At 59.5% G+C, this 26,920-nt stretch carries 25 protein-coding genes, 1 other RNA gene and 1 riboswitch; of the genes, 9 read left to right on the top strand and 17 right to left on the bottom strand.

What is annotated here, in order from left to right:
• Positions 1-41 precede the first annotated feature (41 nt).
• Together mnmD and GOV53_RS15285 are read left to right on the top strand one after the other, a co-directional pair.
• Positions 42-707: a tRNA (5-methylaminomethyl-2-thiouridine)(34)-methyltransferase MnmD gene (gene mnmD, locus GOV53_RS15280; RefSeq protein ID WP_170468005.1), complete on the top strand. Its 666-nt coding sequence runs from the start codon at positions 42-44 to the stop codon at positions 705-707.
• Positions 704-1,573, top strand: a complete 870-nt coding sequence (locus tag GOV53_RS15285; RefSeq protein ID WP_170468007.1) for a DMT family transporter — start codon at positions 704-706, stop codon at positions 1,571-1,573. The genes mnmD and GOV53_RS15285 overlap by 4 nt, the downstream gene beginning before the upstream one ends.
• Here GOV53_RS15285 and GOV53_RS15290 read toward each other — a convergent pair.
• Positions 1,547-3,511, bottom strand: a complete 1,965-nt coding sequence (locus GOV53_RS15290) for a lytic transglycosylase domain-containing protein (protein ID WP_170468118.1) — start codon at positions 3,509-3,511, stop codon at positions 1,547-1,549. The two genes, GOV53_RS15285 and GOV53_RS15290, sit on opposite strands and share 27 nt — an antisense overlap.
• A 133-nt stretch (positions 3,512-3,644) precedes the next feature.
• On the opposite strand from GOV53_RS15290, the gene dapA reads away from it, so the two are divergent.
• Positions 3,645-4,517 carry a 4-hydroxy-tetrahydrodipicolinate synthase gene (gene dapA / locus GOV53_RS15295; RefSeq protein ID WP_170468009.1) on the top strand — a complete coding sequence of 291 codons (873 nt, stop codon included), beginning with the start codon at positions 3,645-3,647 and terminating at the stop codon, positions 4,515-4,517.
• 130 nt (positions 4,518-4,647) lie between these two features.
• Here the strand turns inward: dapA and GOV53_RS15300 are convergent, their stop codons facing one another.
• The 6 genes from GOV53_RS15300 to GOV53_RS15325 all read right to left on the bottom strand — a co-directional run bounded on the left by GOV53_RS15300 (position 4,648) and on the right by GOV53_RS15325 (position 13,644).
• Positions 4,648-5,520: a dimethyl sulfoxide reductase anchor subunit family protein gene (locus tag GOV53_RS15300; RefSeq protein ID WP_170468011.1), complete on the bottom strand. Its 873-nt coding sequence runs from the start codon at positions 5,518-5,520 to the stop codon at positions 4,648-4,650.
• Complete coding sequence (locus GOV53_RS15305) at positions 5,520-6,269, bottom strand: 4Fe-4S dicluster domain-containing protein (protein WP_170468013.1); 750 nt, start codon at positions 6,267-6,269, stop codon at positions 5,520-5,522. The genes GOV53_RS15300 and GOV53_RS15305 overlap by 1 nt, the downstream gene beginning before the upstream one ends.
• A gap of 91 nt (positions 6,270-6,360) precedes the next feature.
• Complete coding sequence (locus GOV53_RS15310) at positions 6,361-9,174, bottom strand: molybdopterin oxidoreductase family protein (protein WP_170468015.1); 2,814 nt, start codon at positions 9,172-9,174, stop codon at positions 6,361-6,363.
• A 78-nt stretch (positions 9,175-9,252) separates the two neighbouring features.
• Positions 9,253-10,275, bottom strand: a complete 1,023-nt coding sequence (gene pta / locus GOV53_RS15315) for a phosphate acetyltransferase (protein ID WP_170468018.1) — start codon at positions 10,273-10,275, stop codon at positions 9,253-9,255.
• Between the two features lie 4 nt (positions 10,276-10,279).
• Positions 10,280-12,058 carry a sulfoacetaldehyde acetyltransferase gene (gene xsc, locus GOV53_RS15320; RefSeq protein ID WP_170468020.1) on the bottom strand — a complete coding sequence of 593 codons (1,779 nt, stop codon included), beginning with the start codon at positions 12,056-12,058 and terminating at the stop codon, positions 10,280-10,282.
• 125 nt (positions 12,059-12,183) lie between these two features.
• A complete protein-coding gene (locus GOV53_RS15325) occupies positions 12,184-13,644 on the bottom strand; it encodes a PLP-dependent aminotransferase family protein (protein ID WP_170468022.1) in 1,461 nt (486 codons plus the stop codon).
• 133 nt (positions 13,645-13,777) lie between these two features.
• Between GOV53_RS15325 and GOV53_RS15330 the strand changes: the two genes are divergently transcribed.
• Entirely contained in the window at positions 13,778-14,086 is a 309-nt protein-coding gene (locus GOV53_RS15330; protein WP_170427398.1) for an ArsR/SmtB family transcription factor, read from the top strand.
• Positions 14,079-15,110: a permease gene (locus GOV53_RS15335; protein WP_170468024.1), complete on the top strand. Its 1,032-nt coding sequence runs from the start codon at positions 14,079-14,081 to the stop codon at positions 15,108-15,110. The genes GOV53_RS15330 and GOV53_RS15335 overlap by 8 nt, the downstream gene beginning before the upstream one ends.
• A gap of 34 nt (positions 15,111-15,144) precedes the next feature.
• Here the strand turns inward: GOV53_RS15335 and GOV53_RS15340 are convergent, their stop codons facing one another.
• Entirely contained in the window at positions 15,145-15,534 is a 390-nt protein-coding gene (locus tag GOV53_RS15340; RefSeq protein ID WP_170468026.1) for a hypothetical protein, read from the bottom strand.
• A gap of 52 nt (positions 15,535-15,586) precedes the next feature.
• Positions 15,587-16,348: a DUF1013 domain-containing protein gene (locus GOV53_RS15345; RefSeq protein ID WP_170427395.1), complete on the bottom strand. Its 762-nt coding sequence runs from the start codon at positions 16,346-16,348 to the stop codon at positions 15,587-15,589.
• A gap of 130 nt (positions 16,349-16,478) precedes the next feature.
• Here GOV53_RS15345 and GOV53_RS15350 point away from each other — a divergent pair, with 130 nt between their 5' ends.
• Positions 16,479-17,120 (top strand): ribonuclease T2 family protein, encoded by a 642-nt coding sequence (locus GOV53_RS15350; RefSeq protein WP_170468028.1) that lies wholly within the window; start codon positions 16,479-16,481, stop codon positions 17,118-17,120.
• Here the strand turns inward: GOV53_RS15350 and GOV53_RS15355 are convergent.
• The gene (locus GOV53_RS15355; protein ID WP_170468030.1) at positions 17,117-17,605 is read right to left on the bottom strand and encodes a hypothetical protein; all 489 of its coding nucleotides are present in this window, start codon (positions 17,603-17,605) and stop codon (positions 17,117-17,119) included. The two genes, GOV53_RS15350 and GOV53_RS15355, sit on opposite strands and share 4 nt — an antisense overlap.
• Positions 17,606-17,802: 197 nt before the next feature.
• On the opposite strand from GOV53_RS15355, the gene GOV53_RS15360 reads away from it, so the two are divergent.
• Positions 17,803-18,300, top strand: a complete 498-nt coding sequence (locus GOV53_RS15360) for a lactoylglutathione lyase family protein (protein WP_170468032.1) — start codon at positions 17,803-17,805, stop codon at positions 18,298-18,300.
• A gap of 69 nt (positions 18,301-18,369) precedes the next feature.
• On the opposite strand, the gene recR is transcribed toward GOV53_RS15360, so the two are convergent.
• From recR to GOV53_RS15375, 3 genes are all read right to left on the bottom strand, one after another.
• Entirely contained in the window at positions 18,370-18,963 is a 594-nt protein-coding gene (recR, locus tag GOV53_RS15365; protein ID WP_170468034.1) for a recombination mediator RecR, read from the bottom strand.
• Positions 18,964-19,027: 64 nt separating this feature from the next.
• Positions 19,028-19,372 (bottom strand): YbaB/EbfC family nucleoid-associated protein, encoded by a 345-nt coding sequence (locus GOV53_RS15370; RefSeq protein ID WP_170468036.1) that lies wholly within the window; start codon positions 19,370-19,372, stop codon positions 19,028-19,030.
• Between the two features lie 230 nt (positions 19,373-19,602).
• Positions 19,603-21,351, bottom strand: coding sequence for a DNA polymerase III subunit gamma/tau (locus GOV53_RS15375; protein WP_170468038.1), 1,749 nt, complete (start codon positions 21,349-21,351; stop codon positions 19,603-19,605).
• Positions 21,352-21,497: 146 nt separating this feature from the next.
• Here GOV53_RS15375 and GOV53_RS15380 point away from each other — a divergent pair, with 146 nt between their 5' ends.
• Positions 21,498-21,995, top strand: coding sequence for a protein-tyrosine phosphatase family protein (locus GOV53_RS15380; protein WP_174823452.1), 498 nt, complete (start codon positions 21,498-21,500; stop codon positions 21,993-21,995).
• Between the two features lie 7 nt (positions 21,996-22,002).
• Here the strand turns inward: GOV53_RS15380 and GOV53_RS15385 are convergent, their stop codons facing one another.
• Positions 22,003-22,410 (bottom strand): hypothetical protein, encoded by a 408-nt coding sequence (locus GOV53_RS15385; protein ID WP_170468040.1) that lies wholly within the window; start codon positions 22,408-22,410, stop codon positions 22,003-22,005.
• Positions 22,411-22,494: 84 nt separating this feature from the next.
• Positions 22,495-22,712: riboswitch (cobalamin riboswitch) on the bottom strand.
• 144 nt (positions 22,713-22,856) lie between these two features.
• Between GOV53_RS15385 and GOV53_RS15390 the strand changes: the two genes are divergently transcribed.
• Complete coding sequence (locus tag GOV53_RS15390; RefSeq protein ID WP_170468042.1) at positions 22,857-23,726, top strand: alpha/beta hydrolase family protein; 870 nt, start codon at positions 22,857-22,859, stop codon at positions 23,724-23,726.
• On the opposite strand, the gene rsgA is transcribed toward GOV53_RS15390, so the two are convergent.
• The 3 genes from rsgA to GOV53_RS15405 form a co-directional block, all read right to left on the bottom strand.
• Positions 23,723-24,751, bottom strand: a complete 1,029-nt coding sequence (gene rsgA / locus GOV53_RS15395) for a ribosome small subunit-dependent GTPase A (protein WP_170468044.1) — start codon at positions 24,749-24,751, stop codon at positions 23,723-23,725. The two genes, GOV53_RS15390 and rsgA, sit on opposite strands and share 4 nt — an antisense overlap.
• Positions 24,752-24,910: 159 nt before the next feature.
• An RNA gene (ffs, locus tag GOV53_RS15400) (signal recognition particle sRNA small type) lies at positions 24,911-25,009 on the bottom strand.
• A 39-nt stretch (positions 25,010-25,048) separates the two neighbouring features.
• A complete protein-coding gene (locus tag GOV53_RS15405; protein ID WP_254439299.1) occupies positions 25,049-26,902 on the bottom strand; it encodes a bifunctional 2',3'-cyclic-nucleotide 2'-phosphodiesterase/3'-nucleotidase in 1,854 nt (617 codons plus the stop codon).
• Positions 26,903-26,920: the final 18 nt, after the last annotated feature.

Consider the following 26,920-nt stretch of genomic DNA (forward strand, 5'->3'; position numbering starts at 1 on the left):
TCCTTGTTCAGTGTCGCGCCGCTTAGCTACAGGATTCCCCGATGGCAGACCAGCGTGCCGAACTGACTTGGACCGAGGATCAGATTCCCGTCTCGGATCGTTTTGACGACCCCTATTACTCGTTGCAAAACGGGCTGGAAGAGACGCGGCACGTGTTTCTGGCAGGCAATGACCTACCCGCGCGGTTCGCGCCGGGTTTTCACATCGCCGAACTGGGCTTTGGCACCGGCCTGAACATGCTGACCGTCTGGTCGGAATGGGAGAATGCGGGCCAGACCACGCCGCTGACCTTTACCAGTTTCGAAGCATACCCCATGGAGCCTGAGGATATGGCCCGCGCGCTGGCGGCCTTCCCCGAACTAGCGCCGTGGGCGGAACGGTTTCTGGCGCAGTGGCAGGGCGGAACGTGCGATCTGGGCACGCTGCAGCTGGAGGTTGTCGAAGGCGACGCACGCCAAACCTTGCCCGCATGGGCGGGGTCGGCGGATGCCTGGTTTCTGGACGGGTTCTCTCCGGCCAAAAACCCCGAGCTTTGGGAGGCGGATCTGATGCAGCACGTCGCCGATCACACCGCAGCGGGCGGCACTGTAGCAACATACACGGCAGCAGGTTTCGTGCGACGCGGATTGGAGGAGGCCGGTTTCGCTGTTACCCGCACGCCCGGCTATGGCCGCAAACGCCACATGACGCGCGCGGTCAAACCATGACCCAGCAGAATAACACACGTGCTGGCATTGCGCTGATGATCGGGGCCACCATCGTCTTTGCGCTGCAAGACGGTATCTCGCGCCATTTGGCCGGCACGTATAACACTTACATGGTGGTGATGATCCGATACTGGTTCTTTGCAGCCTTCGTGATCGCCTTAGCCGCCCGCGCGCCCGGCGGGCTGAAGGCAACCACCCGGACAAGCCAGCTCAAGTTGCAGATCTTCCGTGGCTTGCTTTTGGCCGCCGAGATCTGTGTCGCGGTGTTCAGCTTCACGGTTCTTGGCCTGATCGATGCGATGGCCGTGTTCATCTGCTACCCGTTGCTGGTTGCTGCGCTCAGCGGGCCGGTTCTGGGTGAACAAGTCGGCTGGCGGCGGTGGGCTGCGATTGGGGTCGGCTGTATCGGTGTTCTGATCATTCTGCAGCCCGGTATCGGCGTGTTTAACCCATGGGCCATCGTGCCGCTGATCTCGGCCCTGATGTTTGCGGTCTACGGATTGCTGACGCGATATGCGTCGCGTCGTGACAGCACGGCCACCAGCTTTTTCTGGACCGGTGTCAGCGGGGCCGTCGCAATGACGCTGGTCGGCATGTGGTTCTGGGAGCCTATGGCCCAAGCCGACTGGGCATGGATGGCCGTGCTATGCGTCAGCGGTGTTCTGGGGCACTGGCTGCTGATCAAGTGCTATGAAATGGCCGAGGCCAGCGCGGTTCAGCCTTTCGCCTATTTCCATCTGGTCTGGAGCGCCATTCTCGGCATCTCGATCTTTGGCGAGACGCTGCGCCCCGAGGTGGTCATAGGCGCAGCACTGGTTGTGGCCGCCGGTCTGTTCACCCTATGGCGCGAACGACGCCAGGGTTGACCCGACCAGTTCCTGCGAAAACGGAATGGGCAGAGCAGGCTCACCCAAGCGGGCGCGATAGACCGGCAGACTTTCTGCGACCCGCATCACATAGTTTCGGGTCTCGCTGAACGGAATCGTTTCGATCCAGTCGACCACGTCGATCTGTCCCGCGCGCGGATCGCCATAGCGCTGCATCCACGAGATTGGGCGGCGCGGACCCGCGTTATACCCTGCCGCCATCATCACGACATTGCCGTTGAAATCAGCGGCGAGGCTGGACAGGTAATTCGCGCCTAGCTTGGCGTTGTACTGCCAGTCCGAAGTCAGCTTGATTGTCTTATGACCGCTTAGAATGCCCAATTCCTTGGCGACCAGTTTTGCTGTGGCAGGCATGACCTGCATCAACCCCCGCGCGCCCGCGCCACTGATGACAACCGGATCAAACTCGCTTTCGCGGCGGGCGATGGCCAGCGTCATCTCTTTGGCCATAGGCAGCCCCATATCGGCGACCGGGTGAACCGGGTAATAGGCCGCGGGCAGAACGGTGCCATAAGTCGCAGCACGTTTGGCGATCATCACGGCCAGATGCGGCTGTTTCAGTTCGATCACCAGATCGCCAAGCTGATTGGCCTGAACCGGGTCCAGTTCTTCGACCAGATGCGTCAGGAAACGTTCCGACAGGTTGTCTTCATCTGCTTTCAGCAGCAGCAGTCCGGCCTCCAGAACGCTGGAGTTCGAAAACTCAGCCTGTTTCCAGTGTGGCGCACGTCGTGGGTTGGCCAACTCGCTATCAAAAGGCCGCCCGATCTGTTCCGCGGCCAACAGACCGTAGAAAGACGTTTGATAATCCGCGCCCATCGCATAGGCGTCATAGGCCTTATCAGCATCGCCTTGTGCCGCGTAAGCGCGGCCCAGCCAGTATCCACCGCGCCCTTTCGAGATCGGAGATTTCACTGCCTCCGAGAAATTCTGGAAATGTCGGACGGCCGTGGCCGGATCGTTCAGTTTGCGCAAGGCCAGAAAGCCGGAAAGCCACTCCAGATCCGCATAGCCATAGCCCATTTCGGGCGTCATGTGGTGATTGGCGGCGATCTTGTAGGCGCGGCTGGCGTCGCCATTTCGCATCTCCAACCGGGCCAGACGTCGCCGTCCTTCGGCCCATTTGTCCGGCTCGCCCAATGCATCAGGACCGATCGAGCGCGCCAGCATCAGATCGATTGCGCTGTCGTCCAGCTCCTTCTTGTCGCGCCAGACGAACCTGTCAAAGGCCAGCCCGGGTGAATCCGCCAGCGACTTCGGAACCGCGGCCACCTTGCCGTCGACACCGGGTTGCCGTTTCTGCAGAGCAATCCGCGCCTCGGCCAGTTTGCGCTGATCCGAACTGACCAAAGGTAGCATTTGTCCCGCGCTGACCAAATGATTGTCCCACAGCATTCGGTCCAGCCTTGCGGCGTGATGGGGTTTCAGCAGCTTCCCAAAGTTCTCCAAATAGTCTTTCTGCAGACCGGAACCCATTGGCATCGTCCGCCAGGCGGTGACGATATCCGCCTCAGCGTCGCCCTGACGACCTTTGGCCATTAGCGCGACCGCATAGTTCAATGCGCCCTCGGCAGTCTGCGGCGGCACATCGGCATAGAACTTCAGAACACGATCCGGGTCGGCCCCGGTGAACACCGGCTCGCTCTTGCGGCGTAGCCAGGCCAAGCCTGGCCAGTCGGGGCGGCGGTCCAGAAAGACCAGAACATCGCCCGAGCTGCCAAATCCTTCGCGCAGCCAGTGCCAAACGATAATGTCCCGCGTCACCGACCCTCGCGCACCTGAAACGCGCAGGGCTTCGTTCCAGTCACCCTTGCGCATCTCATTCATGCCGGCCCGCAGATCTCCTGCCGCGTCGGCCCGCACCTGTGTGCCCGAAACCAGAATCACGGCCACCAAAACCGCCAGAAAGCGTGTCATCCCTTGCATTCCCCAACCAACCAAGGATACAGCCATTCAGGATAAACCTTGCGCCGTCGGGATCAACTCAAGAAAGCGAAATTCCTGACCTTCCGCGACGCAAAAAATACAAACTGCACCTAAGGAGCGTGTCATGTTCAAAGGCTCTATGCCAGCCCTCGTCACCCCGTTCAAAAACGGCGAGTTGGACTTGGATACGCTCAAACGTTTGGTTGAATGGCAGATTCAGGAAGGCTCGACCGGGCTGGTCCCCGTCGGTACGACCGGTGAAAGCCCAACGCTAAGCCATGAAGAGCATGAAATCGTCGTGGCTGAAGTTGTCAAAGCCGCCGCGGGTCGCGTCCCTGTTATTGCTGGTGCCGGGTCAAACAACACGGTTGAGGCCATTCGCTTTGTCCGATTCGCCGAGCGTGTGGGCGCGGCGGCTGCTCTGGTCGTGACGCCCTATTACAACAAGCCGACCCAGAAGGGTTTGGTGATGCACTTCCGTGCCCTTCATGATTGCGCCGACATCCCGATCATCATCTACAACATCCCCGGACGGTCGGTCATCGACATGACGCCCGAAACCATGGGTGAGCTTGCGAAACTGCCGCGCATCATCGGTGTGAAAGACGCCACCGGTGATCTGGCTCGCGTCAGCCAGCAGCGTGCAAGCTGTGGCGCTGACTTCTGCCAGTTGTCCGGCGAGGACGCGACAGCGCTCGGCTTCAACGCGCATGGTGGGGTTGGCTGTATCTCGGTTACGGCGAACGTCGCGCCCAAACTGTGCGCGGAATTCCAGCAAGCCACGCTGGACGGAGACTATGCCAAAGCGCTGGAGTATCAGGACCGTCTGATGCCGCTGCACGAAGCGATCTTCATCGAGCCGGGCCTCGTTGGCGCCAAGTACGCGCTTAGCAAATTAGGCCTGTGCAGCGAAGAGGTTCGTTCGCCCATGGCCGAACTGGAAAACAGCACCAAAGCCGCAATCGATGCGGCGATGGCTCGCGCAGGCCTGATTTAAAACCTGATTAGAAATTCAAAGGGCGGCCCCGATTCCCGGGTGCCGCCCATTTTTTGTGTCGGATCCAGACTTCATCTGGCCAGAAATACCTCGGGGGAGGCGCGGCTTGCCGCGACGGGGGCAGCGCCCCCTATCGTTTCCCGTAATACAGGCCGACCACATGTTCAGCTTGCGCAAAGAACAGCCAACGCGAGGTGGCGACGCCTGCCAGATGTGAAGCCACCGCCAACAGCGCCAGGAAATGGCTGAACGGCAACAGCAGCAGGACAACCGGCAGAACAAAGGCGAGCGCAAATGAGATGATCCGCAGCTTCTCGGCGTGCTTTCGGCCTACCACGTGCACAAATTCGCGCAGCAGATAGTTGGTGCCGGTGTGCGGCGGCTCGAAGGCGCGTACTGTACCGCGATCTCCAAGACCCGTTGCAGTGCCCAGATCGGTGCCGGATTCCGCCAGCGCCGTGTCACCCTTCTTCCAGTACAGGACCTGCACCAGTGCAGCGATCAGCAACAGCGGCAACGCGATGCTCGTTTGTCCGGCCAACAACGCGCCGCCTGCAAGGCTGAAGCTGATGAACATGGCCGGTGTTAGGTTCATGTTCCAGCGCGGAATGGTCTTGAGCTGCGTATAGATCATCGAGGTCGTGAAAACGGTCGCCAGCGAGAACAACGTGCCAATCCAGCCCAAAAGGCTCCAGCGTTGGCCCAGAAAGACCACGCCGATGGCATAAAGCCCCATGACGATTAGCGCGATGACCGCGCACCAGCCTTCACGGCTGAGCCAACTGGAGCGCCATTGGGTAAAGGCTTTCATTGCCCGTTCCGGGTGGCCGAGGTGGAAGGTCGAGGCCATAAGTCCGCCCACGGCCAGCGCATAGGCGATGGCAAAGAATACGAAGGCCACCCAGCCCGAGACGTCCGGCAGGCCAAGGCCCAGAAAGAACAGAAGGCCAAAGCCTAGCCCCGACAGGGTTGTGAAGATGATAACTGAGGGTGCGGGATGCATCAGAGCTTCTCCAGAGTCTTGTCCAGCCAGCCAAGGAACCCTTTGGGTTCTTCGGCGACCGGCGCCAACAGCGGCGCGAGGATGTCGATTTGTTCTTCGACATTGTCCTTGGGTCGCGGCGGCAGGTATTTGTTGACGGGCTTGGTGCCCATCTCGGGCATCAGGTCCATGCCTCCACGGTCCGCGACCAGTTTGCTGACATCGCTGTCCGGGTCGCCCAGATCGCCAAAGTGGCGGGCTCCGGCCGGGCAGGTGCGCACGCAGGATGGGACACGGTCCACTTCGGGCAGGTTCTCGTTGTAGATCCGGTCGACGCAGAGGGTACATTTTTTCATCACCCCTTCGGCCTGATCCAGCTCGCGCGCGCCGTAAGGGCAGGACCACGCGCACAGGCCGCAGCCGATGCAATCGCTTTCGTTCACCAGAACGATGCCATCCTCGACCCGCTTGTAGCTGGCCCCGGTGGGGCAAACGGTGACGCAGGGCGCGTCCTCGCAATGCAGGCAGGATTTGGGGAAGTGGATGAGCTGCGCATGACCTTCAGCGGGCTGCACCTCGTAGGAATGCACCCGGTTCAGGAAGGTGCCTGACGGGTTCGCGCCATAGGCGTCCTGATCAGACAGGGGTGCGCCATAGTTTTCGGTGTTCCAGCCTTTGCACGAGATCACGCAGGCATGGCAGCCGACGCAGGTGTCCAGGTCGATGACCAGACCCATCTTGCGTTCAGTAGATTGGGGAAGTTGGGTCATGACTGCCTTGCCTCCGCGTTAGTGGTGAGGGCGGGCTGGGGCTCTGCCCCAGACCCCGAGGTATTTTGGGCCAGATGAAGAGCGGATCGGATCATTTGCCCACCTTCCATGCCAAGTCCTTTGGACCTTTGCCCACCGGAGATTTGATTGGTGCAAATTCCGGCTGGCTTTCTGAATCCGAAGGTGCCGCGGCCTTTTCGATTTTGACCTTGAGGTCGAACCACGCGGCCTGACCGGTGATCGGGTCAGAGTTGGCCCAACGCAGACCGTCGCCTTTGGGGGGCAGAAGTTCGTGGATCAGGTGGTTCAGCAGGAAACCCTTGGTGGCCTCGGGCGCGTCTTCCTGCAAGGCCCACGCACCTTTGCGTTTACCGATCGCGTTCCAGGTCCAGACGGTGTTTTCGTTCAGCGCCGCCATTTCCATCACTGGCACTGTGATCTCACCATGGGGAGACGTCACTTTTGCCCAGTCGCCATCCTGCAGCCCATGCTCGCGCATCAGCTTGGTCGGAACGTAGAGCGGGTTTCGGCCGTGCAGCTGGCGTAGCCAAGCGTTCTGGGTGCCCCAGCTGTGATACATCGCCATTGGGCGTTGGGTCAGCGCGTTGACGGTGAAGCCTTCGTTGCCGTGCTGGTCGGTTTCATACCAGATCGGCATTGGGTCCAGCGTTTCCTTGATCCGCTCGCGCAGGTGCTCGGGCGGCTGACGCTCACCATGGCCCTCGGCGGCCAATTGGAACTTACGCATTGGTTCGGAATAGAGCTGGAACAGGTAGGGCTGTGGGCTGTCATAGATGCCCATTCCTACGGCCCAGTCCTGATAAGCGGTGTTCCACGGTTTGTAGTAGTCCGCACCTTCGGGAATATGCGCCACGTAAAAGCCGCCGTTCTCAATGTAACGGTTCAACTGGTCGGGGTTGACCTCGCCTCGGCCTTCCTTATCGCCGTTTTCACCACGGAAGCCGGCGAGGGGGCCGATGCCGGGCTTGCGTTCGTGATTGACGATATAGTCCGCATAATCCACCCATTTGGCGCTGCCATCCTCTTTGGTGAAGCCGGGCAGTTCCAAACGGTTGGCCAGATCGATGAGCACAGATTGGAAGCCGCGCACGTCACGGTCGGGTTCGATCACGGGCCAGCGGATGGCGTCTGCCGCCGCTTCCGCCTCGCAGATCGGGCGGTCGAGCAGTGAGATGCAATCGTGGCGTTCCAGATAGGTGGTGTCGGGCAGGATCAGATCGGCATAAGCCACCATTTCCGAGCTGTAAGCGTCGGAATAGATGATATGCGGGATCACATAGTCGCCGTTCTCATCCTTGTCCGTCAGCATCTCCATGACACCTTTGGTGTTCATGGTCGAGTTCCAGGACATGTTGGCCATATACATGAACAGCGTGTCGATCTTGTAGGGGTCGCCCGCATGCGCGTTCGAGATCACCATATGCATCAGCCCGTGACTGGACATCGGGTTTTCCCAGGTGAATGCCTTGTCGATCCGCGCGGGGCTGCCATCTTCTTTCAGCGCCAGATGCTCGGGGCCTTGAACAAAGCCCAGATGCGGGCCGTCCAATGGTGAATTCGGGGTCACCTTGCAGTGCGGGGTCGGGTGCGCCTCGACCGGTTTGGGGTAGGGCGGTTTGAAACGGAAGCCGCCAGGAACCTCGACCGTGCCCAGCAGAATCTGAAGGACATGCAGCGCGCGGCAGGTCTGGAAACCGTTGGCATGGGCCGAGACACCGCGCATCGAGTGCATCGCGACCGGGCGACCGATCATCTTGGTGTGCTTTTCACCGCGGAAGTCGGTCCATTCCTGATCAAGCTCGAACGCTTCGTCAAAGGCGACGCGGGCCAGCTCGCCTGCGATGGCGCGGATGCGCTTGGCAGGGATGCCGCATTGCTGGGCGACTTTTTCCGGAGCGTATTCATCGCTCAGATAGCGCTCGGCCATCAAGTGGAAGACCGGGCGGTGGGTTACGCCATCTTTTTCGTAAGTGGCAGACAGGTCGGGGCGGACGCCCGGCTTGTCGAATGCCGTCAGTTCGCCGGTGTTGCGGTCAATGACCAGAGGTTTTCCATCCGCGTCGCGCAGGAACAGGCCTTTGGTCGGGCCCTCGGACGCGTCAATCAGAACCGGCGCGTTGGTGTAGCGGCTGAGATAGTCGAGATCGATTTTGCCCGCCTTCATCAGCACGTGGATCATCGATAGGATGAACAATCCGTCAGTGCCGGGCGTGATCCCCACCCAGTCGTCAGCAACAGCGTTGTAGCCTGACCGGATCGGGTTCACCCCGATCACGCGCGCGCCACGCGCCTTGATCTTGCCGATGCCCATCTTGATCGGGTTCGAATCGTGATCCTCGGCCACACCGAACAGCATGAACAGCTTCGTGTGATCCCAGTCCGGCTGGCCGAATTCCCAGAACGCGCCGCCCATCGTATAGATGCCGCCCGCCGCCATGTTGACCGAGCAGAACCCGCCATGGGCTGCGTAGTTGCAGGTGCCGAAATTCTGGGCCCAAAAGCTGGTGAAGCTTTGGCTCTGGTCGCGACCAGTGAAAAACGCCAGTTTCTCGGGATTGTCCTCGCGGATTGGCTTCAGCCAGCCGACCGCGATCTCAAGCGCCTCATCCCAGCTGATTTCTTCGAATTCACCTGAGCCGCGCGGGCCGACGCGTTTTAGCGGTGCGCGCAGACGCGAGGGGGCGTTGACTTGCATGATCCCCGCCGAGCCCTTTGCGCACAACACGCCCTTGTTGACCGGGTGATCTCGGTTTCCTTCGATATAGGCAACCTTGCCGTCTTTCATGTGCACATTGATCCCGCAACGGCAGGCACACATGTAGCAGGTTGTTTTTCTGACCTCGTCAGAGACCTTGGGAGAGGTATTAATGATTGGCTGGTTCATTTCTGGTCCCTGTGGCTTTTGATCCGATCAGTCTTGGAAGAGGCGAATGATCGGAACATTATTTCGCTTGTGCCGGATTTACGAGACGTCTGTCCGGGATTGGGATGTTTCTGCCTGTACGGCCGTTACCGCGATCATGTGCAGAACGTCCTCGGCCGAGCATCCGCGTGAAAGGTCGTTGGCCGGTTTCGCAAGGCCCTGAAGGATGGGGCCAATCGCTTCGGCTCCGCCGATACGCTGCGCAATTTTGTAGCCCAGGTTACCCGCATCGAGGTTAGGGAAGACGAAAACGTTTGCCTCGCCGCGCAGGGGCGAATCCTTGGCCTTTTTGGCGGCCACTTCGGGGACGAAGGCAGCGTCAAACTGCAGTTCACCATCAATCAGCAGATCAGGATCGGCAGCTTTTGCAATCGCAAGCGCCTCGGAAACCTTGTTGATCTTGGGGTGCTTGGCGCTGCCTTTGGTCGAAAAGGACAGCATCGCAACGCGGGGTGTCTCATGCGTCAGCGCTTGATAAGACGCGGCAGAGGCGCGGGCGATTTCAGCCAGTTCCTGTTCGTTCGGATCGACGACAAGGCCGCAATCGGCAAAGATATGAGCGCCACGAACCGTGTGATGGTCGCGGCAGTACAGCATCAGGAAAAAGCTGGAGACCATGGCCGAGCTCGGAGCCTTGCCGATGATCTGCAACGCGGCACGGACCGTGGCCGATGTGGTTTCTACAGCTCCGCCAACGGTTCCGTCGGCGACGCCCATATGCACCAGCATCGCAGCATAGTTCAGGCGGTGTTTGATTTCCTCGGCGGCCTTTTCAGGCGTCATGCCCTTATGTTTGCGCCGCTCGTACAGCTCGGCTGCAAAGGCCTCGGCATGGGGGGAATCCGACGGATCATGGATGTTGATACCGTCCACATCCTGACCGGCCTGTTCGGCCAAAAGTTCAGTTACTTTCGCTTTGTCTCCGACAAGAATGATGCGTGCGACACCTTCTTTGCGGGCTTTCAAAGCGCCTTCAACAACACGTGGATCATCGCCCTCAGCGAGGGCGATGATCTTGTCGGAGCTGCTGGCAGCTCCGAGAATTGTGCGCAGTGGCTTCACGCGCTTATGCCTCGACCTGCGGAGTCATGTCCGAAGAGTCGATGCCTGCAACCGGAACGGGCTTCTTCATCGCGTCGCGACGGAAGGGCTCACCCAGTTCCTGGTTGATCAGAGCTTCGATCAGAGTTGTGATACCGTTCTTCTGATCTTCGATCGCCTGGTTCAGCGCATCGGTCAGCTCTTCCTGGGTGCGGGCGACAACGCCTTTCAGGCCACAGGCCTTGGCGATACCGGCGTAGGAAACCTGAGTGTCCAGCTCGGTGCCGACGAAGTTGTCATCGAACCACAGGGTCGAGTTCCGCTTTTCCGCACCCCACTGGTAGTTGCGGAAGACGATCTGCGTAACTGCAGGCCATTCCGAACGGCCAATCGCGGTCAGTTCGTTCACGGCGATACCGAAGGCGCCGTCACCGGCGAAACCGACAACCGGAACGTCCGGCTGGCCGATTTTCGCACCAACGATGGCAGGCAGACCGTAACCACAGGGTCCGAACAGGCCCGGTGCCAGGTATTTGCGGCCTTCTTCGAAGGACGGGTAGGCGTTACCGATGGCGCAGTTGTTGCCGATGTCGGACGAGATGATCGCCTCTTTCGGCAGAGCGGCCTGGATTGCGCGCCATGCCATGCGGGGGCTCATCCAGTCAGGCTTGGCTGCACGTGCACGCTCGTTCCAGGTGGTGCCCGGATCGTCGTCCTCGTGAGTCATTGAGGTCAGTTCCTGTGCCCATGCGGATTTCTTCTGGGCGATACGGTCCTTGCGCTCCTGACGGCCTTCGTCACCCGCGGTGTCGCTCAGGCGGGACAGGATGCCGTTGGCGACTTTGGCGGCGTCACCAATGATGCCGACGCTGACGTCTTTGGTCAGGCCAATACGGTCAGGGTTGATGTCGACCTGAATGATCTTCGCATCTGCGGGCCAGTAGTTGATGCCGTAACCGGGCAGAGTCGAGAACGGGTTCAGACGGGTGCCCAGAGCCAGAACAACGTCCGCTTCCGAGATCAGCTCCATACCGGCTTTCGAACCGTTATAGCCCAGCGGGCCAGCAAACAGCGGGTGCGAGCCGGGGAAGGCGTCGTTGTGTTGGTAGCCAACGCAAACCGGTGCGTCCAGACGCTCGGCCAGAGCTTTCGACGCTTCGATGCCGCCTTCAGCCAGAACTACACCGGCACCGTTCAGGATAACGGGGTTCTTTGCGTTCGACAGCATTTCGGCAGCCGCAGCAACTGCATCTTCGCCACCCGAAGGACGTTCGAACTCGACGATCTTGGGCAGTTCGATGTCGACAACTTGGGTCCACATGTCACGCGGGATATTCAGCTGAGCCGGGGCGCTTGCGCGCTTGGCGTTCATGATCACGCGGTTCAGAACTTCGGCAACACGCGACGGGTCACGTACTTCTTCCTGATAGGCAACGCAGTCCGCGAACATGCGCATCTGCTCCATCTCTTGGAAGCCGCCCTGACCGATGGTTTTGTTGGCCGCCTGCGGAGTAACCAGCAGAACAGGAGTGTGGTTCCAGTATGCGGTCTTAACAGCGGTGACAAAGTTGGTGATGCCGGGGCCGTTTTGCGCGATCATCATCGACATTTTGCCGGTTGCGCGGGTGTAGCCGTCAGCCATCATGCCGCCAGAACCTTCGTGGGCGCAGTCCCAGAAGTTGATTCCAGCTTTCGGGAACAGGTCCGAAATTGGCATCATTGCCGAGCCGATGATACCGAACGCATGTTCGATACCGTGCATTTGCAGAACCTTAACAAAGGCCTCTTCCGTGGTCATTTTCATCTGAGTGTTCTCCGCACAATTGAAGAAAGGTCCGGGCACAATGCCCGCCTTTGGATATGGTTTTGGCGCATGGGGCCAAGCGGCGTTAGGGCCAGAACGTCAACCGGGATAGGTCCAGAAATATGTCAGGCCGATCGGATGGCATCCGCGATCAGCTTTACCCCCGGTGCAATGCGATCCTTGCTGATGGACGAGTAGCCGAGGCGGTAAAAATTTCGCGGTTGTTGTGGGCCTTTGAAGAACGGCGCGCCGGGTTCGATATGGACGCTCTGACGTTGCAGGTCGCGGGCAAGGCGGGTGGTGTCGACATGATCGGGCGCTGACATCCAAAGGGATGATCCGCCCATAATGCCCCGCCCGGCGACGGTTAGCCCGTGCTGCTCGACCGCGATGTCCAAAGCTTCGCGCCGGCGGGCGAGGGTTTTGGACATGCGTCGAATCTGGGCATCGTAGTGGCCCAGTGACAGGAAATAGGCTGCTGTACGTTGAATATGACCCGGCGGGTGGCGCAAGACCAGCGACCGCAGGGCACGGGCTTCGCGGATAAACGGCTCGGACCCGACAATGTAGCCAAGGCGCAATCCGGGAAACAGAGATTTCGAGAAGCTGCCCACATAGATCACCCGGCCGTCCCGATCCATGGACTTGAGCGCGGGTGAAGGCGCGCCAAGGAAGGACAATTCGAATTCATAATCATCCTCGACCACCATGGCGTCCAATTCGCGTGCGCGGCGCAGCAATTCGTTGCGCCGATCTACGGGCATGGTTGCGGTTGTCGGACTTTGGTGGCTGGGCGTGGTAAAGATGACGTCTGTCTCATTCGGCAGCATGTCCGGCGGCAGACCGTCACTGTCCACGGGCACTGCCGTAATCTTGCAATCGGACCGGTTCAGCAAATCCCGAAGCGCATAGTAACAAGGGTCTTCGATCACTGCCGTTCGGTTTCGGTTCAACAGAATGCGCGAGGCCAGCCATAGGGCGTTCTGAGCGCCCATCGTGATAAGAATCTCTTCGGGTCGGGCCGCGATTCCCCGACGGGGCAGGGTATGGCGGGCAATGAACTCAATCAGCAGCGGATCGTCCTGATCCACATAGTCCCCGGTCAGCGAGGCGAAATCCTTGTGGCCCAGCGCACGCACCGCGCACAGACGCCAGTTCGCGTGATCAAACAATTTGCGATCAGCCTGGCCGTAGATGAACGGATACTTGTATTCCCGCCAGTCGCTGGGTTTGGTTAGCACATCGCCGCCGGAAAACTTACGCGCCAGGGCCGAGCTCCAGTCGACGTTTTCGTCCCGTTTCTGAACCGGTGTGTATTTTGGCGGAACCGGCGCGTTTTGCGACACGAAGTAGCCGGATCGCCCTTTGGCCGTCAGGTAATCATTGGCCAGCAACTCCGTGTAAGCCAGCGTCACCGTGATCCGGCTGACCCCCAGATGTGCCGCCAGTTTGCGGGACGAGGGCAGCTTTTCCCCAACGTGGAAACGTCCAGACAGGATACCTTCGGCGATCATCTGCTGGATCTGCGCCTGCAGCGTGCCTTTTCCGTTCAGTTCAAGAAAGAATGTATCAACCGATATGCCCATAGGGCCTTATAGGGTGGACTTAAATCGAGAGCAATCTGGACTTAACGCCCTATGACTTTTCGTGAACGCGGCTGTTGACGTAATTGCGCGACTCACCTAAATAACTAGAAATCTAGTTTAATGGAGAAAGCAGATGTGGGAAACAGCTGCCGCAGGATTTTCGGCCATGGGCTCAGAGGCTCGGCTAAAGGTTCTCAAGACTCTGGTTCGGGCCGGGCAAGCCGGTCTGACAGTGGGTGAGATTCAAGACAGAACAGGCATCGCGCCGTCAACACTGGCCCATCACCTGCGTTTTCTCGCTGCGGGCGGGGTTGTTGAACAGGAGAAAGTCGGGCGTAGCACCATCAATCGCGCCAACTATGACGAACTGAGAAACCTGGCGCAGTTCATTCTTGCCGAATGCTGCGCAGACGAAGTGGGAAAGGCCGCGAACGATGGCTGAACTGACACAGAACCCGAAGGCACCGGCGAAAGTTGCCGTTGACCTGATCAAAACCCCTTGGGCGCTTATTGTGGCCATTCTGGCGCTGGTCGCCATTTTGGACCCCGGCAACTGGACTGAGGTCGTTACCTTTGCAGGCAAGGCGCTGGCCCATACCGGCCAATACATCCTGTTTGCGGTCCTTCTGCTGTCTTACCTCAAAGCGACGGGCGCTGAGGTGATGGTCGCGCGCGCGTTCGAAGGGCGGGAAACGCGCATGATCTTTCTGGCCGCGTTGTTCGGTGGCCTCGCCCCGTTCTGTTCCTGCGAAGTTATCCCGTTTATCGCGGGTCTGCTTGCTCTGGGCGCGCCTTTGTCTGCTGTTATGGCGTTCTGGCTGAGCTCACCACTGATTGACCCGCCGACCCTTCTGATCACCGCGGGTGCTTTGGGTTGGCCTTTTGCAATCGGCAAGGCCATTGCAGCGGTTGCGTTGGGATTGTTCGGCGGATTTGCCGTGCGGGCACTGATGCGGAGCGGGGCTTTTGCCCAGCCTCTGCGTGAATACAAGCCAGCCAGCTGCTGTGGCTGCGGACCCAAGCAGGACGACAAACCCGTCTGGAAATTCTGGCAAGAGCCAGAGCGCCGTCAGCGGTTCCGGTCCGAGTTCGTCCATAACGGCCTGTTCCTGCTGAAATGGCTGGCTCTGGCCTATGTGCTCGAAGCGTTGCTGGTCAGCTATGTTCCCGCCGATCTGATCGCGCGTGTCGTTGGCGGCGAAGGTGTTGTGCCCATCATCATCGCAGCACTGGTCGGAATGCCCGCCTATCTGAACTCTTACGTCGCACCGCCGCTGCTGGCAGGGTTGACTGAACAAGGGATGAGCGCAGGCGCGGCGATGTCTTTCATGGTCGCAGGGGCAGTCAGCTCGATCCCGGCCATGGCCGCCGTCTGGTCATTGGTGAAACCGCGGGTCTTCGCGACATATCTTGTGCTGGGGATCACCGGGGCCATCATCTCTGGCATCGTGTTCCAGATGATCTGAACAAAAAACGCCCGGTGTTTTCACCGGGCGTTTTTTAACTGGCTTCGCAATGGCGGGGTAACTTGAACCGATACCGCGCCTCGCCACTGTCAACGTAAACACGTTTTTCGATGCAGGCGGTTGTGCCAACCGTTTGTGAGATCGGAGCCTCAGTCGAAGTAATCGACGTTGCCGACCCGTCTGGCAGCCGGACAGACGCGATTACGCCGTTCTTGAGATCACCGTTGATCGGGGTGGCCGACAGCACGTTGACCGTCAAGAAGGCCTCGTGCTCATGCTCGCCGCTGTCGTTGAGGATCAGCAATCCGGCGGCACCCACGATCAGGCCAACGCCACCGAGAAGGGGCAAGCCCCAGGTTTTTGCGAAAGCATAGATCGAAACGGCGCGATGCGGTCCAAACAGTTTGGAAAGAACGTTCAGCATGGGTGTCTCGTGCAAAAAGCCCCGGTCCGTTCAGGCCGGGGCTGTCTGAGCCTTAGGGGCGCAGATCGTCTTCGTCTTCGTCGTCCGCACCACCTTTGGGCAGGTTGAAGAAGCTGTCGGCATCGATGACCGGCTCTTCTTCTTTCTCGTCCACAGGTTCATCCGACAGCGAGAAGGTTTCCAGACCTTCGATGGCGGTCGGGATCTTCGGCGCGGCGTCCATTTCCAGCGACTGCTCGGTCGAGACCAACTTGCGACGCTCGTCATCGCTCATGACGCCGCCTTCGGCTGCTTTTTTGGCGGCGGCTTTCTGGACGATGGCGTCCAGTTCCGACTGTTTGCACAGGCCCAGAGCGACCGGATCGATCGGCTGCATGTTGGCGATGTTCCAGTGGGTGCGCTCACGGATCGACTGGATAGTCGGCTTGGTGGTGCCCACCAGCTTGGCAATCTGGCCGTCGCTGAGTTCAGGGTGGAACTTGACCAGCCACAGGATCGAATTCGGGCGGTCCTGACGCTTGGACAGCGGCGTGTACCGCGGGCCCCGGCGCTTTTCCTCGCCCGAGGCGGCCGGGTTGAACTTGAGCTTCAGCTTGTGCAGTGGGTTGTTCTGCGCCGCATCGATCTCATCCTGGGTCAGCTGGTTGTTGGCAATCGGGTCAAACCCTTTGACGCCAGCGGCGACGTCGCCGTCCGCGATGCCCTGCACCTCAAGCTCGTGCATGCCTACGAAATCCGCGATCTGCTTGAAGCTGATCGTGGTGTTGTCCACCAGCCATACGGCTGTTGCCTTGGCCATAAGCGGTTTTGCCATCAGCCCGTCTCCTATAAATACATCTGTCCCGTCGCCGGAATTCGGCGGCCCCGAGGCTTTGGGGCAGGTTTCCGTTGTCGGGGAACTTGGCCCGTATATAGTCGCGCTGAGGCAAGAAGGGAAGAGGCGAATGCGCCACGGGATTCTGGGGTTGGTTTTGGTATTGGTCGGTGCGTTGGTAGCACACGCGGATGGCGAAAAGGCGGGTGAGTTTGACTACTACGTCCTGTCGCTCAGCTGGTCGCCGAACTGGTGCGCCCGCGAAGGCGATGCGCGCGGGTCCGATCAATGCGACGCGCGCCATGACTACGGGTGGATTCTGCATGGTCTTTGGCCGCAATACCACCAGGGCTGGCCATCCTTCTGCCGCACGCCCGAGGCGCCGCCCTCGCGCGCGATGACCCGCGAAATGGCGGATATTCAGGGCACGTCAGGGCTGGCCTGGCATCAATGGAAGAAACACGGCACTTGTTCGGGTCTGTCGGCACCGGACTACTATGCCCTGTCCCGGCAGGCCTATGGAATGGTTGAGCGCCCGCGGGTGTTCCGCAAACTGGACGCGTCGGTCAAACTGCCCGCATCCGTCGTGGAAGAAGCTTTCCTTAAGGCCAATCCCGGTCTCGAACGCGACATGATCACGGTCACTTGCAAGCAAGGCTATATCGAAGAGGTGCGCTTGTGCCTGTCACGCGAGCTTAACCCGGTTCCCTGTGGGCGCGACGTGGTCAAAGACTGCACAGCCAAAGACGCCCTGTTCGACCCGATTCGTTAGAGTTTTCGGTTCTGGCAGTCCCGCGCGTAGTCCAGCGCCTTGGCGGTGCCTTTCAGGTCAATCGCCATCACCACTTCACCTGCCGGGTTGTAAACAGTCATCGTTCTGTTCTGGGCAATGGCGTTGACGAAATTCCGATCCGTGAAAAACACCGTCGCGCCCGGCACCCGGTCCTGCTTGAAGCCGATGGCGGTCGCGTCAAAGCTTTTGCCGTCCAGTTCAAACCGGATCGGATAGCTCTGCCCCGGTTCAATATCACCCCAGGCCTTATTGTAGACGGTGAAATACCCGCGATTGCCCAGTGCGTCATATCCCAATCGCACAACCGAGAGATCCTGGTAGATCGTCTGGATCAGACACCCGTTTCCGAGCGCAGGGTCCATCATGATATTCCAGCCTTCGACAAAGCCCTTGTCGATGAGTTCCTGCGACCAAGCGGCAGTTGCGGTGAAAGCGGCGAAGGTGAAGGCGAGAAGGCGGGTCATTATTGGTTCCGAATTAAAAGAGGTCAGGCTAACGGCATAGTACACGCCACGCGCTTAAGGCAAAGGTCATTCTGGGCCGCTGTGGCGGTGAATTGCGATCTATGTGCGTAGTAAAACGCGGCTATGCCTTGCGGCGCCGACGCTTGAATCCTGCCCGTCGCACAATAGTCTTTGCTCAACAAGTTAAGGAGCGAGCCATGCCTCAACACCCAAGAACATTCTCTCACATCGGGTTGTCAGTCCCAAACGTTGATGAAGCTGTAAAATTCTACTCCGAAGTTCTTGGATTTTACGTGATCATGCCACCAACCGACGTGGTCGAGGATGATACGGACATTGGTGTTATGTGCACTGATGTGTTTGGCCCCGAATGGAAAAAACTGCGTATCGCGCACCTTGCGACAGCCGATCGAGTTGGTTTCGAACTTTTTGAGTTTGACGGGAATTATCCGCCAGAAAACAATATCGATTTTCGCCAGAATGGTACGTTCCACTTCTGCGTCCAAGACCCTGACGTTGAAGGCTTGGTAGAAAAAATTGTGGCAGCGGGCGGTAAGCAACGGATGCCGATCCGATACTATTATCCCGGAGAGAAGCCCTACCGCATGGTCTACGTTGAAGACCCGTTTGGTATTGTCTTCGAAATTTACAGCCATTCTTATGAATTGACCTACTCGTCGGGTGCTTACACCTGACAAACGAGTAAAGCCTTTTTGTGCAATCGGAGCAGGCGGGAGCGTTCGCTTGCCAGTTGATTGCGGCGCTCAGAGCTCTTTTCGTGCCCTCAATGCCGCCGTAATCGTCCCGTCATCCAGGTAGTCCAGCTCTCCGCCAATCGGAACGCCCTGCGCAAGTGAGGTCAGGCGGACCTGACCCTCCAACTGATCGGCGATGTAGTGGGCGGTGGTTTGGCCATCGACGGTGGCGTTTAACGCCAGAATGACTTCGGAAATCCCCTCGGCCAAAACCCGGTCTTTGAGGCGGGGAATGCGCAACTCGTCCGGGCCGACGCCATCCAGCGCCGACAATGTGCCACCCAGAACGTGATAACGGCCTTTGAAAACGCCGGCGCGCTCCATCGCCCACAGGTCGGCCACGTCCTCGACCACACAAAGCTCTCCGGTCGCGCGGGCCTCGCTGTCGCAGATGTCGCAGATATCGGTGGTGCCTACGTTGCCGCAGTTCAGGCACTCGCGGGCGGTGATGGCGACCTGCTGCATTGCATCGGACAAGGGTGTCAGCAGCAAGGCGCGTTTTCGGATCAGGTGCAGCACGGCGCGGCGGGCCGAGCGGGGGCCGAGGCCCGGCAGCTTGGCCATCAGGTCGATCAGATTGTCGATGTCGCTGTTCGAACTCATGGCGCGGGCTCCTGCAAAAGGGCCGGGCATCTTTGCCCGGCCTTTGGGTCGTCAGGAGTGTCTATCAGAACGGCAGCTTGATGTCTGCGGGAAGGCCCATGCTTTCGGTCAGTTTTGCCATCTCGGCCTGCGAGCGTTCGGCCGCTTTGGTCTGCGCATCCTTGATAGCGGCCAGAATCAGGTCCTCGACTACTTCTTTGTCGTCCCCGTTGAAGATCGACGGGTCGATATCCAGACCTTTGAGCTCACCTTTTGCTGTGGCGGTTGCCTTGACCAGACCTGCACCGGATTCGCCGACAACCATGATGGTGTTCAGTTCTTCCTGCATGTCGGCCATCTTGGTCTGCAAATCCTGCGCGGATTTCATCATTTTGGCCATATCGCCCAGACCGCCGAGTCCTTTGAGCATTGGTTTTCTCCTGTAAATCGGTTTGACGCCTAAATACGGGCGTGGGCTGCGGCATACAAGGGCAGAGGTGCTCCCGCCCGTCGTCAAGGTCTTTGGCAAGACCTTTCCTCCCGTTGGGCCGGGCAGCGCGGGCATAGCCCGCGCTGCCCGGCCCAAGGCCGCTTAGGATACTCGGCGTCAGCCGGGTGCCCGTGGCGGGCGCGGGAGTTCTTTTGCTTTGTGAACGCCGATCAGTCCTCTTCGAACGGATCCCATTCGTCTTCCACCTCGGCCAGGGCTTCGGTTTCAACCTTGGCTGCGCGTTCTTCTGGTGTTTCGATCCGCTTGATGCGGGCTTTGGGGAACTGCATCAGGACGGCCTGAACAAGCGGGTGCTGTTCGGCCTGCGCTTTCAACGCAAGATCGGCTGCGTCGCGAACTTCGGCGATCGTCGCTGCCTCGCCATCCGCCACAATCGATACGGCCCATCGGTTCCCCGTCCAGCGCTGTAGAGCCGAGCCCAGGCGTTGAGCTAGATCGGTCGGGGCGTTGTCTGTCGGCGTAAACTCGATCCGCCCCGGTGAATACGAGACAAGCCGTACGCCGTTTTCGACTTCGACCAGGAGTTTCACGTCCCGATTGGTGCGGATCAATTCTACCACGTGTTCGAAGGTCGGATAGCGCGCCAGCGCGGTCTGGACGTCTTGGGCCAATGCTGCCGTTGGTGCGCCCGCCGGTCCGCGCTGTGGCGCAACCTGCGCTGCGGACGTCGCCTGTACAGGCGCATGGGACGGTACAGCCATACCTCCGCCCGGGCCGCCGTTTGGTGGCGGTGGTGCATCTTGCAGTCGTTTGATCAACTCTTCCGGGCTGGGCAGGTCTGCCACGTGGGTCAGGCGGATCACCGCCATTTCGGCTGCCATCATCGCGTTGGGCGCGGCGGAGACCTCCTCCAGCGCTTTCAGCAGCATTTGCCACATCCGGGTCAGAACGCGCATCGGTAGCGCCTCGGCCATTTGCTGGCCGCGCGCGCGCTCATCAGGGGAGACGGTGGGGTCTTCGGCGGCGTCCGGCGTGATCTTTACCACAGAAACCCAATGGGTGATTTCCGCAAGATCGCGAAGCACGGCCAGCGGATCCGCCCCTTCGGCGTATTGGCCGCTCAACTCCGTCAAGGCACCTGCCGCGTCTCCGCGCAGGATCATATCCATCAGGTCCAGAACGCGCCCCCGGTCGGCAAGACCCAGCATCGCGCGCACCTGATCGGCGCTTGTTTCCCCCGCTCCGTGAGAAATCGCCTGATCCAGCAGCGAGGTCGCATCCCGCGCTGAGCCTTCGGCGGCGCGAGTGATCAGTGCCAACGCATCATCGGCGATCTGCGCGCCCTCGGCTGCGGCGATCTTGTTCAACAGGCCGATCATGTCTTCGGGCTCGATCCGGCGCAAATCGAAGCGTTGGCAACGTGACAGGACGGTCACCGGAACTTTGCGGATCTCGGTGGTCGCAAAGATGAACTTCACATGTTCGGGCGGTTCTTCAAGCGTTTTGAGCAGCGCGTTGAACGCACTGGTCGAGAGCATGTGAACTTCGTCGATGATGTAAATCTTGTAGCGAGCAGAAGCCGCGCGATAACGGACGCTATCGATGATTTCTCGAATGTCATTCACGCCGGTTCGGCTGGCGGCGTCCATCTCCATCACGTCGACATGACGGCCTTCCATGATGGCAACGCAGTGTTCACACTGGCCGCATGGTTCGGTCGTGGGACCGCCTGTGCCGTCGGGACCGATACAGTTCATTCCCTTGGCGATAATTCGCGCCGTGGTCGTCTTACCGGTCCCCCGAATGCCGGTCATGATAAAGGCCTGCGCGATCCGATCCGCTTCGAACGCGTTTTTCAGCGTGCGCACCATTGCGTCCTGTCCAACCAGATCAGCAAAGGTCTCGGGGCGGTACTTGCGGGCAAGAACCTGATAGGCGGGGCTGGGCGTTTCGGTCATGTCTGCTCTGTCGGATTCGTAACAGGGATGCAGCGTAGAGACCCGCGTCGCCCGCGTCCACAGCAGGGTTGGAGGAATTTCGGTTTGGTTTGTATTGAGGGGAAGAAAAGAACACCGATTCCGTTGACTCACAAAGGAGCATCGCTTTGGAAAAATTCGAAATCCATGCCCTAGGCGTTGGCCCTGGCCAACTGGCCTTGTCGCCGTTGCCCGGAGCGGGTGGTGCCTATGACCGCGATCTGAGTGTGATCCGCGACTGGAACCCTGATCTGGTGATTTCAATGACCACCGACGCCGAACTGAACCAAGTCGGAGCAGCTGGCTTTGGGGGCGATGTTCAAAACGCATCTGCCGTGTGGCAGCACCTGCCGATCAAAGACTTCGGCGCGCCATCGCCGCCAATTCAGGTGCTTTGGCCCGAAACCAGCGCATTGGCGCGGCGCATTTTGGTAGATGGCGGGCGTGTTTTAGTCCATTGTCGGGGCGGTTGCGGTCGATCCGGCATGGTCGTGCTGCGCCTGATGATCGAAAGCGGAGAGGAGCCCGCGCAAGCCCTTGTGCGCCTGCGCGCTATCAGGCCTTGCGCTGTTGAAACCGATCCGCAAATGGACTGGGCCATGATGCTGACCCAGCATAGGTCGTAAGAGCCGATCAGGCCGGAATTTGCTGTACGGTTTCTTGCGAGGGACGAGGTGCCAAAGCCCTTGCCTCAAGCATGGCGCAAGGGGCAGTGGTCAACGCACCGGCGGGCAACATCGCAAAATCGGCGCCGAACATCATATCGGCATAGCCTTCCAGCGTTTCGGCTGAGTCTTCGGCATTTGTCCCGCAATAGACCCTGATTCGGGCCGGGCTGGCGCGAAAGCGTGCCGTGCAGCCTTCGCCGCAATGACTCAACTCGCTTGAGCCGTCCATTTCGAATTCGCTGGTTGTCACGGGCTGCGCCGCGTCCATTGCCTGCGTGATGGCGCGCGCCAATTGGGCCAGCGCCGGGCAGGGTTTTCCGGTCTTCTGGCACAAAGTCGCTGTGTACTCATGCGTATGTGTCTTCCAGATCATGATGCGCCCTCCGCGCGATGGACGGGGGACGTGGAACAGGTGTCTCAGTAAACTGAAGACCTGCCCGGACACCCCGCCCGAGTTTCGGTTTTGCCTTTGATGGCAGGTCTCCTGACTTGCGGGTCATCGCTTTGCCGACCTTCCCAACCTTTCGGCCAGTGGTATTTCAGCATTGCTCACCGCTTACAGTTGCGGGGGCAGTCGCGGATTTGGTCCATTCCGGCATAGCCGGCAGGACCGCACCGTGTTCCCTTTTCATCCCGCCCGGGTTACGAGGCGAGAACCATCACACCATCGCTAGCGGGTGTAGCCGGTTTGAGTCAAGCTGCCTGTTTCGCCAGGCCCAAACGGACGCTTGGTCAATTTGAGAATCTGTTGACTTTGAGTCGGGAAAAGCGCCGATTGCAGAAAGTGAACCGTACGGTTCAGATGCTTGCGAGGGCGCTATGTTGGACAATACTACAGCGGTAATGACCGAAGATTTTATACTGGCCGCCGGTACGGCCAGCCTGTCCGCACGGTTGTACACACCCGCATCGGCACCAGACGTTGCCGTTGTGATCCACGGTGCCACGGGCGTACCGCGTGACTACTACAAGCACTTTGCGCATTGGCTGGCGGCCGAGCAAGGCATGGCCTGTCTGACCTATGACTATCGCGACTTTGGGCATTCCTTGACCGGTCCGATGCGCGAATCGCAGGCCACCATGGCGGACTGGGCGTTGATAGACATGCCTGCCGCCCGAGCAGAAATGCGACGCAGATTTCCGTCTGTGCAACACTGGAGCATTGGACACTCGGTCGGTGGAATGCTTGGGCCTGTCCAACCGGATATCGACCAGATTGATCGTATGGTCTGTGTCTGTTCCGGCCTGGTCACATTGACTGACCATCCTTGGCCATACCGCGCGCTGGCGACGATGTTCTGGTACGGTCATCCGCCGTTGTTGGTCAAGGCGCTGGGATACCTGCCGGGCAAGGCGCTGGGATTTGGGTCGAACCTACCGTCGCGTGTGTATTGGCAATGGCGCAAGTGGTGCACCGATCCGCTGAACTATGTGCCAGAGATCGGCACCAGCCTGCCCGAAGCGCTATGGGCCGCGTCCGAGACACCCGTTGACCTGTTCACAACAGACGATGATCAGGTGGTGCCCCCGAACGCGGTGTGGCGATTGGCCGATCTCTACGGCCCCAAGGCGCGCAGGCACCAGTTGTCACCGAAGGAGTTCGGCCTGTCCGAGATCGGCCACATTGGCGCGTTTGCGCGTCGCAATGCGGCCGTCTGGCCTCGGCTGATTGCGCCAACCAACGGCTAGAGCCTTTTGCGGGACGTCTTGTCCTGCATCACGGACCGCACCATTTTGCCGAATGCTTTGTCGCGTGCCCGTGATTCCGCCACGGTCTCAGAGTTTCTCTGATCCTCGCGCCGCAGTTTTTGCCAACGGGCCAAACGTTCTGGGTCCAGCGTTCCTTCGGCGATGGCATGCTGCACGGCACAGCCGGGTTCGCTTTGGTGTTGGCAATCCGAGAAGCGGCAATCATTTGCCAGATCCAGAATGTCGGAGAAAACTTCATCCACGCCGTCTTGCGCATCCAGCAAACGCAGGGCGCGCATACCGGGCGTGTCGACCAGCCATCCGCCATTGCGCATCGGATGCAGCGCTCGCGCAGTCGTCGTGTGCCGACCGCGTGCGTCATCCTCACGAATGCCCGCAGTGGCCTGATGCAGACCTGTCATGGAATTGGCCAGTGTCGTTTTGCCGACGCCAGAAGATCCAACCAGCGCTGCGGTTTGCCCTGTTGGGCACCAGGACAGCAGGTTCTGAACGTCGCTCTCATCCAGAGCATTGACTGCAAGCACGGTCAGAAACGCAGCCAGCGCCTCGGCTTTTTGGACAAAGACTTTGGGGTCGTCGCAGGTGTCGGCTTTGGTCAGGACAACCACCGGATAGCACCCAGCCTGATGCGCCAGCGCCAGATAGCGCTCAAGGCGCGCCAGATTGAAATCAGCGTTGCACGAGCTGACGATGAACAGCACATCCACGTTGGCCGCGATCAATTGGGCCTCGGCCCCGGTGCCTGCGGCCCGCCGTTGCAAAAGGCTGCGGCGATCCAACAGGCTCTGCACGCGGTTTTGGTCATCCACCAACACCCAGTCGCCGACGGCCAATGTGCCGGTCGACTGATTTGGTGTGAACAGAGTGGATTCACCGTCCGAGCTCACGCCAGTCAGGCGATCACGATGAACGGCGGTGATGCGAAAGGGAATGTAAGTAGGGTTGGCCGCGTGCTGCGCGGCAAAGTGTGAGGACCATCCAAGGTCCGAAAGTGTAAGGGACATTGTTCTGCCTGTGTTCAGGTACAGCAATCCTACCGGATGGCGGTCGCGCATCCGTCGGTAATGTGTTCAGGCAGGTGCGAGTATAGGGTTCAGAAACGCTCTGCCCGAAGGGTTTTTTCGACAATCATAAAAGCCCTCCTGCGGCTAAAGGTTCGCGTTGAGTGAGAGGTTGGACATCGACCCAAGCGGGGCTCGTTGTGGCTGCTTCCTTCCGGACCTGACCAGGTTGGCGAGGCGCTCGCCCGCGCCAACCTCTCAACGGGAGATATAGGCAAGACCGGCGGGAATGACAACCCGTCACAATAAGAGTTGAATGTGCAAGAACCCATCTGCATCTGTGCCAATCAGCTTCGGGTCGAACCGGGCAATCTCAGCCAGATGATCCTGCGCCTTGGGGCTGGTTTTCAACAAGGCCGACGTGCCGGACACAGGTGCAAATCTGAACGGGGACGGGCCGTTGCTGAGGGACTCTGGAGGCAGTTCCCCGGTCAGATAGTCTTTCAGCACCTGCTGGATCGACAGGGCCGGAAGAGTAAGAGGTTTGGCATCCGCTACAAAAGGGAAATGCCCGCCACCGCTGGCCCGGTAATTGTTGAGCGCGACAACGAAACGTTGATTTTCAGTCACCGGGCGGTTTTCGAAACGAACATCCCGGACGCGCCTGTGGTCAGAGTTCACCAGCTGTCCTGTCGCGTCGAAACGGGGCGGCATGCTCAGATCAATTGCGTAGCTGAGCCCAAACAGAACATCGAAGTTATGTCCGACGCGGTCCGCGTTAACCAGTTCGATCGGTGCGTCTTGATTTATCTGGTTGAAAACGCCGGCGGACATCTCCAGCCAATCCAAAACCTGCGCGCCAGACATCTCAACCGCGCGCAGTTCGTTCGGAAAGATATTCAGGTCAGCCACATGGCGCATGCGCAAAACACCGGGCGGAATGTCTGTATAGAACCGTGGCCCTGCGCGGCCGCCGAATTTGGACGGAGCAGCCGCGGATAGCACCGGCAGGCCCTCATGGTCTGTGCCCACAAGGTTCCGCCTCAGCGCAGAGGCCTGTGCGTCCGCCAGCACGGCAAGCGCGCGGTCTTTGGCACAAAAGCTGAAAAAGCTGTGCAGGTGGACATCGGTTTGTCCGATCGGTTGTTCGGCACGTCCTCGGGTGGCGGAATGAAGCGCGGAGAAAAGCGACGTCAGTTCCGGATCCTCAGGTGCGTTCGTGACCGGGCGCAGTTCAGCCGTATGGGCTGAAACCGACCACACTTGTCCGGCAGTCGCGGTCAGCTCCAGGTCGATGACCCCCAGATGCGACCCGGCTGAACCGGGCATGACGACAGGAATGCCGTGTACCAGACCGCGTTCAGCGTCGACGTACCGTTGCCCGGAATGAGCCGTTCCCGGAAGTGTCTGATGAGTATGCCCGGCGATGATTGCGTCGATACCGCCAATAGCGCACAGCGGAATCACTGCGTTTTCCAGATCGGGCGCGGGTGTAGACGGACCCAGCCCGGAGTGGGCCAGCGCAACGATCACATCGCACCCTTCTGATTGAAGCGTGGACACGGATTGCCGAGCACAAGTCAGAATGTCTTCGATCCGAACATCTTCGTCCAGCCGATGAGATTCCCAGTTTCGGGTCTGAGGTGGAAGGACTGAAAAGACTCCAATTTTTAAATCATGCTTTCGTCCATCAATGGTAACCTCACGGGTCAGAACCAAATGATCCGTCCAACTCGTTGTGGCGCCGGGTTGGTGGACGTTGCTGCAAATCACCGGGCACGGAGCCTGCAACAGGATGCGGTCCAGAACTCTTTGACCAAAACCGAAATCGTGGTTTCCCAGCCCGACGGCGTCATATCCCAACGCTTTGAAGGCTTGCATCAACGGATGAGGGCGATCGACTTGTTCAGCGGCCAGATCTCCGACCGGAGTGCCTTGCAGGGAATCTCCGTTGTCGAACAGCAAGACGACAGCGCCCTCGGCCTCAGCTTGTTCTCTGGCATCCCGGATAAGACTGGCAGTCCGCGTCAGGCCAATCGTTGGCTCGGGCCTGTCTGAATAATAGTCGAAACTCCTGAGGTTCATATGCAGATCGGTGGTGGCCAGGATGCGAAGCCGCACGGATTGCGATGGCAAGGTCAGGGGAAGTTTCAAAATTCTACTTCTGGCGTA

Source organism: Ruegeria arenilitoris, assembly GCF_013035315.1.
Lineage (GTDB): Bacteria > Pseudomonadota > Alphaproteobacteria > Rhodobacterales > Rhodobacteraceae > Ruegeria > Ruegeria arenilitoris_D.